Consider the following 17,365-nt stretch of genomic DNA (forward strand, 5'->3'; position numbering starts at 1 on the left):
CGCGGGAACCATTCCGGACAAATTGATCGTCCGCCGCGGGCTGCGACAGGCGGCTCGGTTGAACTGACAGCCCCGTTTCTTTATGCGTGGGCGATGAACATCGCCCTCACCGCCCCGCCCCTGAGCGCTCCGTCCTTGAGTTCCTGGCCGCGCCACCGCGCCGACCTCAAGCCCGCGCCGTTCCTGCCGATGAGCCGGAAGGAAATGGACGCGCTCGGCTGGGATGTCTGCGACATCGTGCTGGTCACCGGCGACGCCTATGTCGACCATCCCTCCTTCGGCATGGCGATCATCGGCCGGCTGCTCGAGGCCCAGGGCTTCCGCGTCGGTATCATCTCGCAACCCGACTGGCATTCGGCCGAGCCGTTCAAGGCGCTCGGACGCCCGCGCGTGTTCTTCGGCGTCACCGGCGGCAACATGGACTCCATGGTCAACCGTTACACCGCCGACCGCCGCATCCGCAGCGACGACGCCTATACGCCGAACGGCGAGGGCGGCAAGCGGCCGGACCGCTGCACGCTCGTCTATGCGCAGCGCTGCCGCGAGGCGTTCAAGGATGTGCCGGTCGTGCTCGGCGGCATCGAGGCCTCGCTGCGTCGGATCGCGCATTACGACTACTGGTCGGACAAGGTGCGCCGCTCGGTGCTCGCCGACGCCAAGGCGGACATCCTGATCTACGGCAATGCCGAGCGTGCCGTGATCGAGGTCGCGCACCGCATCGCCGGCGGCGAAGCGCCGAAGGAGATCCAGTCGGTGCGCGGCACCGCGCTGTTCCGGAAGGTCCCCGAAGGTTTCGTCGAGCTGCACGCCGACGATCTCGATTCCGCCGACGAAGGCGCCGCGCGCGAGAAGGGCGACGTCGTCATCCGGCTGCCGTCCTGCGAGCAGGTCGAGGCCGACAAGGAAGCCTATGCGCGGGCCTCGCGCGTGCTCCATCGCGAGAGCAATCCCGGCAATGCGCGCCCCCTGGTGCAGCGCCACGGCGACCGCGACCTCTGGCTCAATCCGCCGCCGATCCCGCTGACCATGGCGGAGATGGATAGCGTCTACGACCTGCCCTATGCCCGCGCGCCGCATCCCTCTTACGGCGAGGCCAAGATCCCGGCCTGGGACATGATCAAGTTCTCGGTCACGATCATGCGCGGCTGCTTCGGCGGCTGCACCTTCTGCTCGATCACCGAGCATGAGGGCCGCATCATCCAGAGCCGCTCGGAAGGCTCGATCCTGCAGGAGATCGAGCGTATCAGAGACAAGACGCCGGGCTTCACCGGCGTGATCTCCGACATCGGCGGCCCCACCGCCAACATGTACCGGATGGCGTGCAAGGACCCGAAGGTCGAGGCGGCGTGCCGCCGGCCGAGCTGTGTGTTTCCGGAGATCTGCCCGAACCTCAACACCTCGCATGACGATCTCATCCGGCTCTATCGCAAGGTGCGGGAGGTCCAGGGCGTCAAGCGCGTGATGGTCGCCTCCGGCGTGCGCTACGATCTCGCGGTCGAGAGCCCGGCCTATATCAAGGAGCTCGTGACGCATCACGTCGGCGGCTATCTGAAGATCGCGCCGGAGCATACCGAGCGCGGCCCGCTCGACAAGATGATGAAGCCGGGCATCGGCACCTATCACCGCTTCAAGCAGATGTTCGATGCCGCCGCCGCGCAGGCGGGCAAGAAGTACTATCTGATCCCGTATTTCATCGCGGCGCATCCGGGCACGTCCGACGAGGACATGATGAACCTCGCGCTGTGGCTGAAGAAGAACCGCTACCGCGCGGATCAAGTGCAGACCTTCCTGCCATCGCCGATGGCCACGGCCACCGCGATGTACCACACCGGCGTCAATCCCTTGCGCGGCGTCCGCCATGGCGCCAGCGACAAGGTCGAGGCGATCAAGGGCCTGAAGCAGCGCCGGCTGCACAAGGCGTTCCTGCGCTATCACGACCCGGACAATTGGCCGGTGTTGCGCGACGCGCTCCGCGCCATGGGCCGCGCCGACCTGATCGGCTCGCGCCCGGATCAACTGGTGCCGGCGCATCAGCCGCCGGGAACGGGCAAGGCGGCCGTGACGCGGCGGCCGGTACGGCCCGAGCAACGGCCGCAGAAGTTCACGACCAAGGGCGTGAAGATCAGGAAGTAGTTGGCAGCCGTCGTCTTGTCATGAAGCGCGCTCTCGCCTCCTCTCCGCTGTCGTCCCGGGCCTGACCCGGGACCCAACCACAGGGAGATGTTTTGGGCACGCCTTGAGCCACTAGCCTGCCTTAAACACCCGCTGGTGGTTATGGGTCCCGGCTCAAGGCCGGGACGACACCGAGGTCGTTGTAAGGCCGTTCCAACTCGCAGGCGTGATGCGCATAGCTCATGCGTGCGCCTCCGCCTCACATCCATTGTACGACTTTCCAAACAGCCCACCACAGCCCCGCGGCGCGTCCGCGCCCGGGTCATGCTGCCGACATCGCCCTCGACAATGAGAGGGCGCGGGGAAGGCCGGACCTCGACTGAGGCCCGTGGCCCGCCTGCGGAAAAAAATGCAGGCGGCAGGTACCACAGGTCCAGCCGGACGACCCGGCCTTCCCCGCGCGGCTGGTTTTAACGGCTGCTTCGCGCTCTCCCTGGGGACCGGCTTGTTGCCCCCATCACCGCCGAGACGCGTCTTCCGCATCATCGACCGGCTTGACCTCAGCCTCGGGAGGCCAGGACCACGCGACTTGACCGTACGCATCCGGCTCGCTCGTCGGCCCGCTTGCGCGAGAGCCCCAAGCCCGACACGTCCACCGCTCCCCGCTCGCTACGCTCCGTGACGATCGGCCGAAACGCCCCTTGTGTTCAGAAATTCTGTCAGAATGTGCGAACGGGCGGTTCTCGCAAAACCGCCCGTCGCTGGATCTGAGCCCGTAACGCCCCAAACGCGGCAGAGCCTGTATCAGAGCGAGGGACAGCTCCGGTGATCTTCCTCAACCCGAACAGTTGCAAGGGCTTCGAGCCCATACAAGGCAAGGAAGGGAGTGGATGATGACACAGATCGCAAATGGTGTCGCTGGTATCGATGTGGCCAAGGACAAGGTGGACGGCTGCATTCGGAAACTCGGAGTACGGCAGACATTCCCGAGCAGTTCGCTTGGGCATCGCCAGTTGGTGGCCTTGCTTCGCAAGCACAAGGTGACCAAGGCCGTCATGGAGGCCAGCGGCGGCTATGAGCGCGAATGGGCCAAGGCGCTGCGCGAGGCCGGGATAGAGGTGCGGATCGTTGATCCCAAACGGGTTCGCAGCTTCGCCTTGTCGGCGGGTCGACTGGCGAAGAACGACACGATAGACGCAGAGATGATCGCCTGGTTCGCCGAGACGTTCGACGAGGCACCGAGCCAGATCTACGATGCTGCACGCGAGGAACTGGCGGGGCTGGTGAAAGCGCGCAAGAATCTGATGGATCTGAAAACCCGTTTGCAGAACCAGACCGAGCATGTTGTGCCGGGATTGGCGCAGAAGGCCCATTCCCAGGTGTTGAAGACGCTCGCGGCTCAGATTGCGAAGCTCGAGGCTGCGATCTTCGCCAGGGTCAAGGCGACGCCGGAATTTGCCGAGCGCGCCGAGATCATTGAAAGTGTGCCGGGGCTTGCCGTCATGACCTCCGCGCTCCTCATCGCAGGAGCGCCGGAACTCGGCAAGGTGAGTGATAGGATCGCCGCTGCCCTGATCGGTGTTGCCCCTTACGACGACGACAGCGGCAAGCGCCGAGGCGAGCGCCACATCAAGGGAGGTCGGCGCTGGGTGAGAAACGGCCTGTTCCTTCCCTGCCTCGGAGCAGCGACGCAGCATAATCCGGTGCTCAAGACCTACTATGAACACCTCATCGCCAAGGGCAAAGAGCCGAAAGTTGCCCTCATCGCCTGTATGCGCAAGCTGATCATCATCCTCAACACGATGATCGCCCGCGGCGAAAAATGGAATCCCAAGCAGCCGCGCGTTGCGATGAGCTGATCGAGCGCCACATGCGCTCGGTTCACGACCGAGCGCATGCCAAGCCAACAGGACGGCGAGCGGACGGGGTCAAGGCCTTCAGCCGCCGAAGGCGGGGGCGCGTCTCGCGCCAGCCTTGAGGCCGGCCGTTCGCCGGCCTACCTCAAAAGCACAGTTGCTCTTCATCGCGAACGGGATGGCCGAGAGCATCGATCTGATTTGCCCGACGACACAAGCCGGTGAGCGTGCGACAAACTGGCTCGACGGGCACTTGGTGCATGATAGCAATGCGGAGATTGCCCGTCGGGCATGGCGGCGACGTCGAGCACCGCCGAGTAACAATGCGAGACCATAGCGAGCAATTGCGTCGCTGGGGGGTCCAACATATACTCGATTAACGCTGCGAACGAAGGACGATTTCGTGACGTCGACCACCTTGACCGTGAACGTCGATGCGAGCGTGAATGAGCGTCTGGAACGGCTGGCCAAGCGCACCGGTCGGAGCCTCACGTGGTCGCGGCTGAACTGATCAACGACTCGCTTGATTTTTATTGAGTCGCACGCGGAGGGAATCCAGCAGGCCATCTCGTCATTCGATCAGGGTGAAGGCATCCCCCATGACGACGTCAGGGATTTGGATTGCGTCCTGGGGAAGTCCGACCGAAAAGCCGGTGCCTGCGACCGCGCTCGTCGCTTCGATATCCTAGTGGCTGTCGTGGACCGCTCACCGCTCCGAGCTAACAGCTCGAATCCCCGCTAGCCCATCGATAGATCCGGCTGCTCAACGGACCCGCTCCCATCGGATTGCTGACCTTGATGGTCACGCGCGAGCCGGAGCCGGACTTTTCGATGCGCGCCGCGACGAAGTAGTTCATCCGGATGCCATAGCTGCCTGCGACCAGGCGAAACTCCGCGAAGCCGCGGTCGCGGTGGATCTCGCCTTCGGCTTCGATCTGTCCCCCGCCCGGGTTGGCCGGATTGCCAAAGACCGGGACAGGCGGGTTACAGCTTTTGCCGGTCTCGATCAGGCGACGGTAGATCTCCTCGTAGCTTTCGGAAAAGCTTCTGCTGTCGGCGACGTCGCGCGAGTTCAATCCCTCCGGCGACGCCGCGCAGCCAACGAGCAGCGCCACGGTGGCGGCCGTTACCGCCGCGCGCAAAGCGAACTTCATTCCCATGAACGGTCCCCAGCGCCGAACGGTCGCCTCGCCCCCGAGTGATCACCGTCGTCATCGCGCGACCTGAAGGATATGCGAGTTCCCGTAAGCCGCGCAACACGCGACACGCCGGGTCCGGTGCTTCAGCCCCGGACGTCTCCCGACGATAGCCCTACCAACAGCGCCCGATGGCGGAAATCTCGGAACGATCGCCGCCGGCTCCCGTTAATTCCAATGCCTCGGATCGAACTCGCCAAGCCGCTCTCTCGAGCGATGCAGATCTATCGCCGCGTGGCCAGACACGATCTGGACCAGGGAACGCGGCGCGCGTTGGCGCGGCACATGCGGGGGATGGCCGAACAGGGCATGCATGATCCCGGGCGGCTGACCGTCTGCGGTCTGAGCTATTTGCGGCAACTCGAGAGGCAGCGCGACCGCGAGCGATCCTGACCGGTCGCGTGAAACGCGGTGTAGAGCATGCGTTGATCGGATCTCGGCCGATCAATCGTATGCCATCGCGCACTTGCTCAGTTCGCGCTGATCGCATGCAGATGCATCGCGAGCATCATCGGGTCGTGGTGAGACTCTGTGGAGTAGGACGCGTAGCTCGCGGTGTGATCATGGCTTGCCCCGGACTCGGTGCCGTTGGCTGCGGCCGCATCGGCTTGCGCATTCGCCAGCACCTGGGCAGCGCCGGCGGCATCGCCGAGCTTGGTCAGGCTGGCCGCCGTTTCGGCGGCCACCGCCGAGGCGATCGCAGCAGCCTGCGCCGGGGTCTGCATCGGCGCGGCGACGCCGGCGGCCTGGGGGAGCTGGGCGAGCAGCGCAGCGGTGTCCGGCGTCTTGATGTTGTAGCCGAGCGTTTCCAGCACGACGAGGTCGATCGGCGACAGCGTCTGCGAGGTCGTGGGGTTGTAGAACTCGTTCAGCGGATCATGGGCGCCCTGGATGCCGGTGTTGAGGAAGTCGGCCGGATCCGACATCTGGCCGTAATCGGCGATCTTGGTCACGCCGCCGTCGAGCGAGAAATAGGCGGGAGGGCCGGCGGCGATGTTGTTGTTGATCAGATTGTGGCCGGCCTTCGTGAAGTCGAACAGGTCGAAGATGTCGAGATTGCCCGGCGAGGGCACGCGGCCCAGCGCATGCGACAGCTCGTGCAGCGCGACGCCGACCAGCGACTGGTTGGGAATGTCGGTGTTGAAGACGGCGAAGCCGTCCTGGGTGGTCGCATCGTTCGGATTGATCAGGCCGAGCACCTTGGCCTGCGCATTGGCGACGAACACCTGGGAATGGCCCTGCACGGCCCTTGTGGTCGGCAGATTGTCGAACACGGTGTCGCCGGCCGCGGCGTGATCCTGCAGATCGGTGCGGAGCTGCGTGTAGTTGGCGAGCACGCCATTGCTGACATTGGCGCCGGCGCCGCCGCCGGTGCCGGCGAAGTCGATCGCGAGGTTGACCGTGGCCTTGTCGGTGATCGCCGAGGACAGGATCGCAGCCGCCTGCTCGACGCCGGCGCGGAAGCTTTCGGGCGCGGCCGCCGCCGCGGCATCGAAGTTCAGATTGAAGGTGAGGCCGCCGGTGTGGACCGAGACGGTCTCCGAACCGTCGGCATGCACGACCGGAGCCGAGACAGCGCCGGCGGGCAGCGTGAACGGCGTCGCGGCCGCAGCCGTCGCGGTCGTCGTGTTCTTCGCCGCAGCCGTGTCCTGCATCAGGGCATCGGAGCTCAATCCGAGCTGGTCATAGGTCAGCGTGTTCATTGGCCGGACTCCCTCCCGTGCCCCGCATCCTCATTTGCGAGACGTTCGCAATGGGCGGACCATCATCGGCAACTAAGTGCAAAGTCTGACGCCGTCGGACCCTCTTCAGGGCATCGGTGCCACGGTTTGGATGCGCGAGGCGCGCCTTGCCATGCTCCCGCCGCGCTGGTCAGTCGCGGCGAACGCAGGCAATCTGTCGCCGGCGTTCCGCCACACATCCAGCCACAGCTTTATCAGCCCGTCCGCATCGAGAGATCGTCATGAAGCATCGTCAGCTCGGCCGCTCCGGCCTCAATGTTCCGCCCCTCTGCTTCGGCTGCAACGTGTTCGGCTGGACCGTCGACGAAGCGGCATCATTCCGCCTGCTCGACAAGGTGCAGGACGCCGGGATCACCTTCCTCGACACCGCCGACGTCTATTCGCGCTGGGTACCCGGCCACACCGGCGGCGAGTCCGAGACCATCATCGGCAAATGGATGAAGCTGCGCGGCAACCGCGACAAGATCATCCTGGCCACCAAGGTCGGCATGGACATGGGCGACGGCAAGGTCGGACTGAAGCCGGACTACATCGCGCGCGCGGTGGACGATTCGCTGCGCCGGCTGCAATCCGATGTCATCGATCTCTATCAGTCGCACAAGGACGACGAGACGACGCCGCAGGAGGAGACGCTGGCGGCCTATGACAGGCTGATCAAGGCCGGCAAGGTGCGGGTCATCGGCGCCTCGAACTTCTCCGCCGAGCGGCTGCAGGCCGCGCTCGATATTGCCAAGGCCAACAATTTGCCGCGCTATGAGAGCTTGCAGCCGGACTACAGCCTCGCCGAACGGTCAGTGTATGAAGGCGCGCTGCAGCGCGTGTGCGAGCAGAACCAGGTCGGCGTCATCACCTTCTTCTCGCTCGCCGCGGGCTTCCTCACCGGCAAATACCGCTCCGAGGCCGATTACGGCAAGAGCCCGCGCGGACAACGCGGCATCCCGAAATACATGAACGAGCGCGGCATGCGCATCCTCGCTGCACTCGACGAGGTGGCGAAGGAGACCGGCGCCCAGCAGGCCTCCGTCGCGCTGGCGTGGCTGCTCGCAAAGCCGTCGGTGACGGCGCCGATCGCCAGCGCGACCAAGCCGGAGCATGTCGATACCTTGGTCGCGGCGACGCAGCTCGCGCTGACGCCCGATCAGGTTGCGCGGCTCGACGCCGCAAGCGCTTGAGTTGTTAGTTCGTTCATCTGGAGCACGGCGCGGCGCGTTGACGCATCGCGCCGTGGACTACGCAGATCTTCCGCACAACGCAATTCCAGCACAGGCGTGGAGCCAGTCGGGCTAATTTGCAGCGTCTCGAGCAGCATTGGGGGCATCGCCTCGCCGCGGCCAAAATTCGGCCCGGATCGAAACGTTAAGTGCGTTGCCAAATTAGAAAGACTCAAAGGGAAAGCGTTGGGGGCAGGTGTGTCGCGTGTTCGTCTGTGCGTACTCGTTTCGACAATCATGCTGGCGGCTACTGCGGCGTTCGGGCCCGGTGCCGAGGCACAGCAGCAGCCGCGTCCGGCTGCCGGCGCGGCCAATGTCGGCAATCTGCCGGATCGCGAGTCGCTGAACTCCGGCACGGTCACGGTCATCACCGCGCCGATCGGCGGGCCGATGTCGGTGATGGGCTCGGACATGGCCGCGGTGCTCGACGACGGCGAGAATCTCCGCGTGCTGCCGATCCTCGGCAAGGGCTCGGCACAGAACCTCGTCGACATCATCATGTTGAAGAACATCGACATGGGGTTCGTTGCGACCGACGCGCTGGAATTCGTCAAGACGGAATATAACATCCCGGACATCGCCCAGCGCGTCCGCTACATCGCAAAGCTGTTCCACAACGACGTCCACATCATCGCGCGGCGCGAGATCCGCTCGCTCGAGGATCTCAACGGCAAGCGCGTGTTCGCCGAGCGCTCGATCGGGCTGCCGGCCGCGCACACGATCTTCCGCCGCCTCGGCATCCGCGCCGACATCGACTCGGTGACGGACCCGACCGGCGGCCTGCAGAAGCTCGTCGACGGCCAGGGTGATGCCTGGATCGCCTCGGTGTCGAAGGACGCGCCGATCATCAAGGGCATCAAGAACGACGGCGGGCGGCTGCATCTGCTGCCGGTCCCGTATGACCGCGCGCTGCAGGACATCTATCTGCCGACGTCGTTCTCGTCGGAGGAATATCCCAATCTGGTGCCGCCGGGCACCAAGGTGGACGCGGTCGCGGCCTCGACCGTGCTGATGGTGTATAATTGGCCGGAGAATAGCGACCGCTATCGCCGCACGGCGCGGTTCGTCGATGCGCTGTTCGGCAAGATCCAGGTGCTGCAATCGCCGCCGCGGCATCCGAAATGGCGCGACACCGTGCTGTCGGCGCCGGTGCAGGGCATGATCCGCTTCAAGGCGGCGCAGGATTGGCTCGATGGCGCACGCGCGGTGCAGTCTCCCACGAGTGATGGCAATCCGGCCGAGTTCCGCAAGTTCCTCGACGAGCGCAAGGCGCAGGCGCGGATGTCGTCGGACGAGGCGGCGAAGCTGTATAGCGACTTCCTGAAATGGCAGCGGAGCAAGGACGCGCGCTGAGGCTGCGGATCGAGGCCGGCAGCAAGCCCAACGCCGCGACGGCTAGGCCTTTGCAGCGGCGCGGCGCCGGAGCGGCAGCGCCGCTTCGCCTGCCACGGATACGCTCGCAGGCTTCTGCGCTGCGCGTGCAAAGCTCAGCTCGACCGTGGTGCCGCCGCCCGGCGTCTCCCGCAGCTCGATGCGGCCCTGATGCGTCGCCATGACCTGCGACACGATCGACAGACCGAGACCCATGCCGTCGCCGCGCGCATGTCCGCGCTCGAACGGCTGCAGCAGGCGCTCGGGCTGATCGGAGTCCAGACCGGGGCCGGAATCGATCACGCTCAGCTGCGCCGCCGGGTTGACGTCGACGAGGATCGGACCGCCCGTGCCGGCATGCGTGACGGCATTCCTGATCAGGTTCGACAGCGCCACCGCGATCGCGGGCTCCGAGCCTTGAATCCAGACCGGGGTCTCGGGTGCGACGAAGCCGATCTCGAGGCCGGCCTTCAGCGCCATCGGCACATGCTCGGCCGTCACGCGCCGCGCCAGCGCGACGAGATCAATCTCCGTCAACTCCACCGGCTCCATCGAGATGCGGGCGAGCTGCAGCAGCATGGTGACGATCGACGACAATTTCTGGTTCTCGGCCACGAGCCGTGTGCGCAGAGCGGGGTCCTCGATCGTCTCCAGCATCGTCCGCGCATTGGTCAGCGGCGTTCGCAGCTCATGCGCGGCATTGGAGAGGAAGTTGCGCTGCGCCTCGGCGGCATGGTCGATGCGCGACAGCGCGCGGTTGAACGCGGTGACCAGCGGCAGCAGCTCCGCGGGCGCATCCTGCTCGGGCAGCCGGCGGCCGTCGGGCACGCCGTCGATCAGCTCGGCCGCCCGCGCCACCGCGCGAACCGGGCGCGCGATCAGCGCCGGCATGAACACCAGCGCCGCAACCACGGTCGCCAACAGGACGAGAATGATCGGCAGCGCGACGATCGTCGCATCGGTCAGCGTGCCCAGCATCAGCTGGGTCGAGGTGTAGGCGACGCCGCCGGTCTCGATCCAGACCTCGCCGACCGGCGTGTTGCGGACCGCGGTCATGCGCTTGAGATTGCGGGTCTCGCCGTCGATGACATAGGCCAGAAAGCTGGTGCCGTCCTGCGTTGACGGGTTCTTGTGCGGCCGCCATTTCGGGAGCGGGCCATAGCTGACCTCTCCGCTCTTGTCCGAGACGACGTACCAGAAGGTCGGAAAATCCTGGATGATCTTGTCGAGCCGCGCCGTCTGCTTGACGAGCAGCTTGCCGCCGGCATCGCGCGCCACCGCCTCCTTCAAGGCATCGGCGACATCGGCCGCGCCCCAGGTGCCGTCATCGTCGCCGCCGAACCGGATCAGCAGGGCGGCGGCGCAGATCAGCATGATCGTGCTGACGAGGCCGATCAGCGTCGCCGACAGCAAGGTGATGGAGCGCCGGATGCGCGCGAGCTTCTGCCATCTGACCCGCATCACTCGCCGCTCATGAGATAGCCGAGGCCGCGGACCGGCTTGATGGTGGCCTTGCAATGGGCCTCGCGCAAGCGACGGCGCAGCCGCGACACATGCGCCTCGATCGCGTTCGACTGGATCTCGTCCTCGAAGCCGTAGGCCGCCGATTCCAGCGTCTCGCGCAGCACTACACGGCCACTGCGGCGAACGAGCGCTTCGAGGATCGCAAGCTCGCGGCGCGGTACGACGATCGGCGTCTGATCGACGGTGACCGCGCGGTTGACGATGTCGTAGCTCAGGTTGGCGATCGAGACCATCGCGCCGCGATCGAGCGACAGCCGGCGCAGCACGGCGCGGGCGCGCGCGACCAGCTCGATCGGCTCGAACGGCTTGGCGACATAATCATCGGCGCCCTCGTCGAGCGCGCGGGCGATATCGGCGGGATCGTCGAGCGCGGTCAGCACGACGGTGGCCGGGCTCGGCTTCTGCTGCCGCAGGTCCGGCAACAGCTCCAGCCCGTCGCCATCGGGCAGGCCGCGATCAATCACGACGAGCTCGAAATTGCGCACGGCGATCGCCGCGCGGCCCTCATCCAGTGTGGTGACGACGTCGGACGAGCCGAAGGCCGTTGCGAGCGTATCCCGCAGCCAGATTCCGAGCTGCGGATCATCCTCGACGACCAGTACGCGCACGCTGTTCTCCTGCATGATAGGCAAGCCGGGGTCTTCTATCATTACGAACGGATTACAAGAGGATTACGTCGCCAACACCCACGTACCATTCTCGAAAAGCTCCTGATCGCAAGAGGGAGTTTTGCCCGGGCGCGGCCGAGCGCGTATTGTCTTGGTCGCATGGCCCGCGCTGAGGGGGATGCCGCGATCCGCATCTTCGACAGCACAAGCACGGTTGGCTTGTGCGTCGGAGCCCTTGCAATCGTATGACATGAGGACAACGGCCCGGGATCACGCTCCGCCGGTCAATCGCCGCTATGGCTTGACGTCAGTCTGTCGTAATCCTCTCCGCAGAGAACTTGAACAAACAAGCAAGCCCCAAGGAATCCTTCACATGAAGCCGGACGCATGATCGACCGTACAGGGCGGCAGCCAATTCCGGTTCCATCAGCGGCAAGGTCCCGGCGAACGTCGCATCCGGCGCACCGTCATTGATGCCATCCGGAATGTTCTACGATCTGTCTTTCTCCGCGGCCGCTGAGCGGTCGGACCGTAATCCGGCGGCGTGGCGCCGGCCGCTGCTGTGCTGGCTCGACGGCGTCGAGACCGGCTGGGCCGTGCCGCTGCTGCTGGCCGTCTTCGTCGCGGTGTGGACCGGCTATCTCGCGATCGCCTATGGCGGCGCCGGGCTGCACCCGGACGTCCTGGAGACCTGGAGCTTCGGGCGGCATTTCGACTGGGCCTATGCCAAGCATCCGCCGCTGATGGGCTGGGTCGCCGGCGCCTGGAGCGCGCTGTTTCCGGCGACCGACTGGTCGCTTCACCTGATGGCGATGACCAACGCCGCGCTGGCGCTGTGGTTCGTCGACCTGGTGTCGCGGCGCTTCATGACCGGCGACAAGCGGGTCATCGTGCTGCTGCTGCTGATGCTGACGCCCGCCTACCAGTTTCATGCGCAGCGCTTCAACGCGAACTCGGTACAGCTCGCGACATGGCCGCTCGCCACCTACTGCTTCCTGCGCGCGTTCGAAACGCGCAACGTGCTCTGGTCGGTCGCGACCGGCGTCGCGGCTGCGCTCACGCTGCTCGGCAAGTATTATTCGGTCTTCCTGCTGATGAGCTTCGCGCTCGCCGCGTTGGCCCATCCGCAGCGGCGGGCCTACTACGCCTCGGCGTCGCCCTGGATCTCGGCGGCGACGGGGCTCGCCGCGTTGTGGATGCATCTGGACTGGCTCGCCGCGAACGATGCAGCCCCCATTCATCACGCGATGACCCATGCGAGATCGGACATCTCGACCTCATTGCGGGATTCGCTGTTCTTCGTGCTCGGACTGGCAGCGGCGATGGCCGTCGCCGCCGTGACCTGGATCTTGGTCGCAGGCACCAGGATCAAGCGCTTAGGTTCGGAGATGGCCGCGCTGGACGATGGCCTGAGGCTGCTGTTCTACATCGCGATCGGCACGGTCGTCCTGCCCGTGATCAATGCGCTGGTGATGGGCACCGACCTGCCCTCGTTGTGGGCGCTGCAGGGATTGTTCCTGTTCGTGGTGGTGATCGTCGGGGGCGCCAGCTATGAGATCACGCGCTTTCACACCGTCAACATGGCGGTGTTGACCGCCGTCATCGCCCTCGTCGCGTTCACGATCGGCGCTCCGCTGCACGCATTCTATCGCAACAACCACGGCTATGAAGAGGGCCGCACCTTCTATCGGCAGACCGCGGAGGAGGCGACGCGGCTCTGGCGCGAGCAGACGGGAACGCCGCTCGAGCATGTCAGCGGCACCGAAAGCCTCGCGCTGGCCACGGCATTCTACAGCCCGGACCATCCCCATGTCGGCCTGCTCGCGACCGCGCAGCAGCGGCTGCAAGAGGCCGAACGGAACACCAGCGGCACCAAAGGCTGGGCTTTGCTCTGCTTCGAGGACCAGCAGGATTGCATCAAGGCCGCCGAGGCGATCGCCGCGGCCGGAGCGAGCTCCAACCGACACGCATTCACCGTGCAATCGCGCCTGTTCGGATGGCCGGGGCGAACGCGCGGCGTGGTCGCGTTCCTGGTCACCCGCTGATTGGTGCCAACGTCCGTCCAAAAAGGACGGACCAAGAAGAAAGGCCCCGCACTGGCGGGACCTTTCCCATCATGGTCAGGCTAATCGTAGACGCGATAACGGCGATGAACCACGCGCGGCGGGAGGTCATCATCATAGCTGTACACATAGGTGGGAGCTGCCGTCGCGAGCCGCTTCGGCAACGCGAACCAGGCCGGACGATGCGGTGACGACGGGATGAAACGGACTGCAGCGCCATCATCGCAGGCCGTCCGGGTGTGTGTGGGGCTGGGGTCACAGCCCGGACGACCTGCTCGCTGGACTCCGACGACGTTCGAAGCCATACGGCACCAGCTCATGATGGTAGACGCCGCAGTCGGGACGGAGCCGACCCCGTGAGGCCGGTTCAGCTCTGCAACGCCGATCCATTGTCTTTGCGGTCGAACCACACATTGCAGATCGGCAAGCTATCAATGCCGACAACGCAAATGGCTTTGCGAGTTCGATGCGTCCTCGACCGTAAGGACGTGAGGACATTGCAGTCCCGGGCTTACCGCAGCATTACATTCTGCGCGCCGATGCCGAGCTTGCAGCTATCGTGCGGATGAAAATCGAATTCGCGCGCTCTGCTCGCAGCGCTGGGAGATATCTTCCCCGCCACATGCGGGCAGTTTTCCCGGCATGGAATTGGATCAATTGCAACGAAGGTCATGGCAAGCTGGACGCCGCCGGACACGTGTTCTCCCGATCGTCACCAGATTTTCTCATTCCTCGGTGCAACGTAGCGATGATGCGAATCGGCGGGCGTCCCGCCTGACGTGTTGTGCGGCTCTCCTGCCATCTGCTAGGGAATGCGCCATCGCGATCGACCGGTTGGGAGAGTGGGTGTCTCTGACACGCGAACGGATCGAGGGGCTCGCGCCCGACCAGGCCTCGCTTGCCGCAGCGCTCAAGCTGGTGAAGCCCGCGAGCTGGCCGGTGCTGGCTGCCAGCACCGATGCCGAGACGCTGTGGGGCGAGTGCCAGGGTTCCGGCTCGACGCCGTACCGGGTCGTGACGGCCGCCGATGGCGGCGGCTACAAATGCACCTGCCCGAGCCGCAAGTTTCCCTGCAAGCATGTGCTCGCCGTGCTGTGGCTGCGGGTCGACAAGCCGGAGCGGTTCGAGAACGCAAGCCCGCCGCAATGGGTCGAGGATTGGAGCGCACGGCGGCGCGGCAGCAGCGGCCGCGCGCCCGGCAAGCCGAAGACCGAGGGCGATGAGACCAGCGCGGCGCCTTCGCTCGATGCGGCGCTGGCCGAAGCCGCGACGCCGGCCACGGTCGATCCGAAGGCGGCGGCGCGCGCCGAGGCGCAGCGCGAGCGCATCAAGGCCGAGCGCGAGGCCGCGATCCTCGCCGGTCTCGACGAGCTCGACCGCTGGATCGCCGATCAGCTCAATCAGGGCCTTGCCGATTTCGCCACGCGCGCGGCAGCGGCCGCGCGCACGCTCTCGACGCGTCTTGTTGATGCCAAGGCCGGCGGCCTGGCCGCGCGGCTCGAAGCGCTCGGCACCGAGCTGTTTCGCGTCGGCGACGAGCGCCGCGCCGATCTGGCGATCGAGCGGCTGGGCGCGATGACCTTGATCGCCTCGGCCTATAGGCACCAGGACCGCCTACCGGCGCCGCTGCGCGAGGATGTCAGGCGCGCGGTCGGTTGGTCGGTACGCCGCGAGGAGCTGCTGGCCGACGCCACTGCGCCACGCGCAAGCAGCGTCTGGATCGTCGCCGCCAATTTGTCCGAGGTGCAGCCCGACAAATTGCGACGGCTGGAGACGTGGCTGGTCAACGCACGCGACGATGTCAGTCAACCGCGCGCCGCTGTGCTGATCGACTTCGTGCCGGTCTCCGGCGGCGGCGCCGGCTTTCCGTTCACACCCGGCGAGGTGATCGACGGCGAGATCGTGTTCTATCCCTCAGCGGCGCCTTTGCGTGGGCTGCTGGCGAGCCGCAAGACCGCGGCCGCCGCAGCGTCGTGGCCGCGGCCGCTGCCGGGGCTCACGCCGGCGCTCAAGGACTACGCGGTGACGCTTGGCGTGCTGCCATGGCTGGAGCGCTGGCCCTTGCTGCTGGCGAATGTCGGGCTGCGCACCGTGGGCAAGGGCGCGCTTGCGATCACTGACGCCAGCGGCGCGGCCATCGCGGTCGAGCGCGGCCAGTCCGATCAGTTGATGCCGCTGCTTGGTCTCGACGGCCTGTCAATGCTGTGCCTGTGGGACGGCCGCATCGCGCAGGTGCTCGCCGCCGATACGCCGCTCGGCCGCTGGCATCACGAGGATTGACGATGGCGAGCCCGATCGATCCGCAGACCCACGCCCGGCTGCGCCAGTCCTTCCTGCTCGGCCTGACGCGCCAGCCGCTGGCCGTGCCAGCCGCCCTCACCGAGCTGTTGCCGCGAGAGCGCGAGCCGGCGCTGCCGCTGCTCGCGCTGGCGGCGCAATGGCAGCGTTTTGCCGGCGCGCCAGCGCTCGTCGCCGATGCCGTTCCCGACGCCGCGCGGCGGCTGCACGAGGACGCGCGGCCGATCCTGCCGGAATCCGCGCGGCGCGCATTGAAGGCGTTGGCGCGCAGCGTCGAGAAGTCGCTCGCGTCCAACGTCCTGCCGCTGGCGCTGCGCCGTATCCACGCCAGCGGCTGCCGGCTGCATCCGTTCGACCTGCCGGACTTTGCCGCCCACATCAAAGCCGAGGCCGGCGACCAGGGCCTCGCCGAACGCGCCTTTCTCGCGCTGATCGCCGCCGACTCCGACGAGGATGCGGCGAAGGGCCTGTTCTTCGAGCGCATCACCGTCGAGACCTGGACGACCTTTCCGAAGGCGCAGCGCCGTGCCTTCGTCGCCGGGATTCGCCGCGACAATGCCGCTGAAGGCCGGGCGCTGATCGAATCCGTCTGGAAGAGCGAGCCCGCGCCCGTGCGGGCCGCGCTGCTCGATGCGCTGGTGGTCGGGCTCGGCGACGAGGACAAGCCATTCCTGGAGAGCCTCGGCACCGATCGCGCCGACAGCGTCAAGCAGCTCGCTACTCAATTGCTGACGCGGATCGAAGAACGTGCCGAGCGCGGAACTCGCTTGGCGGAAGCGGCGCAATGCTTCAAGCGCACGGGCTCCTTGCTGGCCAAGATCGGCCTCGGCTCGGCAGCGACGCTGACCTTCAAGCTGCCGAGCGATGGGCTGAAATGGCAGGAGACCGAAGCGCTGCGCGAGCGGCTGTTCGGCGGCCTGCAGCTCTCCGCGCTCGCAGAAGCGGTTGGCGCACCGCCCGACGCGCTGATCGCGGCGCTGCCGCCGAGCGAGCATCGCGTGCTGATGCTGCTGATGGACGCCGCCGCGGCCGAGGGCGACGATGACACGGTGATGCGCATCATCGGCGCACGCCTCGGCGCCGGCGAGCAGCTCAACGGCTACACGTTGATGTCGCTTGCGACGAAGGCCCGCCAGCCGCTGGCCCCGTCGATCGCCGAACGCTCGCTGGCGTCGTCCGCCTGGCAGAAGACCGTTCAGGAGCTCGCTGAGGCGACCACGCCGGCCGCGCAGAAGGATGACGGTCGCCTGGTGCTGATGGCCGCGCTGATGCCGTCAGCGACGATCTCCGCGTTCACCGCCTCGCTCGCTGCCCTGCCGCTCTCGACGAGCCGGGCAGCGAAGGACTTCACCGATCTCGTTCTCGCGCTGCCCGCGTGAGCACG

The 17,365-nt window shown here is 66.2% G+C and carries 11 protein-coding genes; 7 read left to right on the forward strand and 4 right to left on the reverse strand.

What is annotated here, in order from left to right; all coding sequences use genetic code 11:
• Positions 1 to 93 precede the first annotated feature (93 nt).
• Both ACVILH_RS04650 and ACVILH_RS04655 read left to right on the forward strand, forming a co-directional pair.
• Positions 94 to 2,133, forward strand: coding sequence for a YgiQ family radical SAM protein (locus tag ACVILH_RS04650; RefSeq protein ID WP_456711843.1), 2,040 nt, complete (start codon positions 94 to 96; stop codon positions 2,131 to 2,133).
• Positions 2,134 to 3,002: 869 nt separating this feature from the next.
• Positions 3,003 to 3,971 carry an IS110 family RNA-guided transposase gene (locus tag ACVILH_RS04655; protein WP_456711844.1) on the forward strand — a complete coding sequence of 323 codons (969 nt, stop codon included), beginning with the start codon at positions 3,003 to 3,005 and terminating at the stop codon, positions 3,969 to 3,971.
• Positions 3,972 to 4,687: 716 nt separating this feature from the next.
• Here ACVILH_RS04655 and ACVILH_RS04660 read toward each other — a convergent pair.
• Positions 4,688 to 5,128 (reverse strand): hypothetical protein, encoded by a 441-nt coding sequence (locus ACVILH_RS04660; RefSeq protein ID WP_456711845.1) that lies wholly within the window; start codon positions 5,126 to 5,128, stop codon positions 4,688 to 4,690.
• A gap of 506 nt (positions 5,129 to 5,634) precedes the next feature.
• Positions 5,635 to 6,867, reverse strand: a complete 1,233-nt coding sequence (locus ACVILH_RS04665; RefSeq protein WP_456711846.1) for an NF038122 family metalloprotease — start codon at positions 6,865 to 6,867, stop codon at positions 5,635 to 5,637.
• 260 nt (positions 6,868 to 7,127) lie between these two features.
• Here ACVILH_RS04665 and ACVILH_RS04670 point away from each other — a divergent pair, with 260 nt between their 5' ends.
• Both ACVILH_RS04670 and ACVILH_RS04675 read left to right on the forward strand, forming a co-directional pair.
• Complete coding sequence (locus ACVILH_RS04670; protein WP_456711847.1) at positions 7,128 to 8,078, forward strand: aldo/keto reductase; 951 nt, start codon at positions 7,128 to 7,130, stop codon at positions 8,076 to 8,078.
• 276 nt (positions 8,079 to 8,354) lie between these two features.
• Positions 8,355 to 9,470, forward strand: coding sequence for a TAXI family TRAP transporter solute-binding subunit (locus ACVILH_RS04675; protein WP_456711848.1), 1,116 nt, complete (start codon positions 8,355 to 8,357; stop codon positions 9,468 to 9,470).
• 42 nt (positions 9,471 to 9,512) lie between these two features.
• On the opposite strand, the gene ACVILH_RS04680 is transcribed toward ACVILH_RS04675, so the two are convergent.
• A complete protein-coding gene (locus ACVILH_RS04680) occupies positions 9,513 to 10,949 on the reverse strand; it encodes a sensor histidine kinase (RefSeq protein WP_456711849.1) in 1,437 nt (478 codons plus the stop codon).
• Positions 10,949 to 11,620: a response regulator transcription factor gene (locus ACVILH_RS04685; RefSeq protein ID WP_456711850.1), complete on the reverse strand. Its 672-nt coding sequence runs from the start codon at positions 11,618 to 11,620 to the stop codon at positions 10,949 to 10,951. The genes ACVILH_RS04680 and ACVILH_RS04685 overlap by 1 nt, the downstream gene beginning before the upstream one ends.
• Positions 11,621 to 12,105: 485 nt before the next feature.
• Here ACVILH_RS04685 and ACVILH_RS04690 point away from each other — a divergent pair, with 485 nt between their 5' ends.
• The 3 genes from ACVILH_RS04690 to ACVILH_RS04700 all read left to right on the forward strand — a co-directional run bounded on the left by ACVILH_RS04690 (position 12,106) and on the right by ACVILH_RS04700 (position 17,360).
• On the forward strand, positions 12,106 to 13,665 hold the full coding sequence (locus tag ACVILH_RS04690; RefSeq protein ID WP_456711851.1) for a glycosyltransferase family 39 protein: 1,560 nt from the start codon (positions 12,106 to 12,108) through the stop codon (positions 13,663 to 13,665).
• Between the two features lie 864 nt (positions 13,666 to 14,529).
• Positions 14,530 to 15,963 (forward strand): SWIM zinc finger family protein, encoded by a 1,434-nt coding sequence (locus tag ACVILH_RS04695; protein ID WP_456711852.1) that lies wholly within the window; start codon positions 14,530 to 14,532, stop codon positions 15,961 to 15,963.
• 2 nt (positions 15,964 to 15,965) lie between these two features.
• The gene (locus ACVILH_RS04700; RefSeq protein WP_456711853.1) at positions 15,966 to 17,360 is read left to right on the forward strand and encodes a DUF5691 domain-containing protein; all 1,395 of its coding nucleotides are present in this window, start codon (positions 15,966 to 15,968) and stop codon (positions 17,358 to 17,360) included.
• Positions 17,361 to 17,365: the final 5 nt, after the last annotated feature.

Source organism: Bradyrhizobium sp. USDA 4353 (assembly GCF_054063215.1).

What these genes read in the sequence shown, in the direction of transcription:
- ACVILH_RS04650 (WP_456711843.1), top strand. Translation starts at nt 94, where the DNA reads ATGAACATCGCCCTCACCGCCCCGCCCCTGAGCGCTCCGTCCTTGAGT.
- ACVILH_RS04655 (WP_456711844.1), top strand. Translation starts at nt 3,003, where the DNA reads ATGATGACACAGATCGCAAATGGTGTCGCTGGTATCGATGTGGCCAAG.
- ACVILH_RS04660 (WP_456711845.1), bottom strand. Translation starts at nt 5,128, where the DNA reads ATGGGAATGAAGTTCGCTTTGCGCGCGGCGGTAACGGCCGCCACCGTG.
- ACVILH_RS04665 (WP_456711846.1), bottom strand. Translation starts at nt 6,867, where the DNA reads ATGAACACGCTGACCTATGACCAGCTCGGATTGAGCTCCGATGCCCTG.
- ACVILH_RS04670 (WP_456711847.1), top strand. Translation starts at nt 7,128, where the DNA reads ATGAAGCATCGTCAGCTCGGCCGCTCCGGCCTCAATGTTCCGCCCCTC.
- ACVILH_RS04675 (WP_456711848.1), top strand. Translation starts at nt 8,355, where the DNA reads ATGCTGGCGGCTACTGCGGCGTTCGGGCCCGGTGCCGAGGCACAGCAG.
- ACVILH_RS04680 (WP_456711849.1), bottom strand. Translation starts at nt 10,949, where the DNA reads ATGCGGGTCAGATGGCAGAAGCTCGCGCGCATCCGGCGCTCCATCACC.
- ACVILH_RS04690 (WP_456711851.1), top strand. Translation starts at nt 12,106, where the DNA reads ATGTTCTACGATCTGTCTTTCTCCGCGGCCGCTGAGCGGTCGGACCGT.
- ACVILH_RS04700 (WP_456711853.1), top strand. Translation starts at nt 15,966, where the DNA reads ATGGCGAGCCCGATCGATCCGCAGACCCACGCCCGGCTGCGCCAGTCC.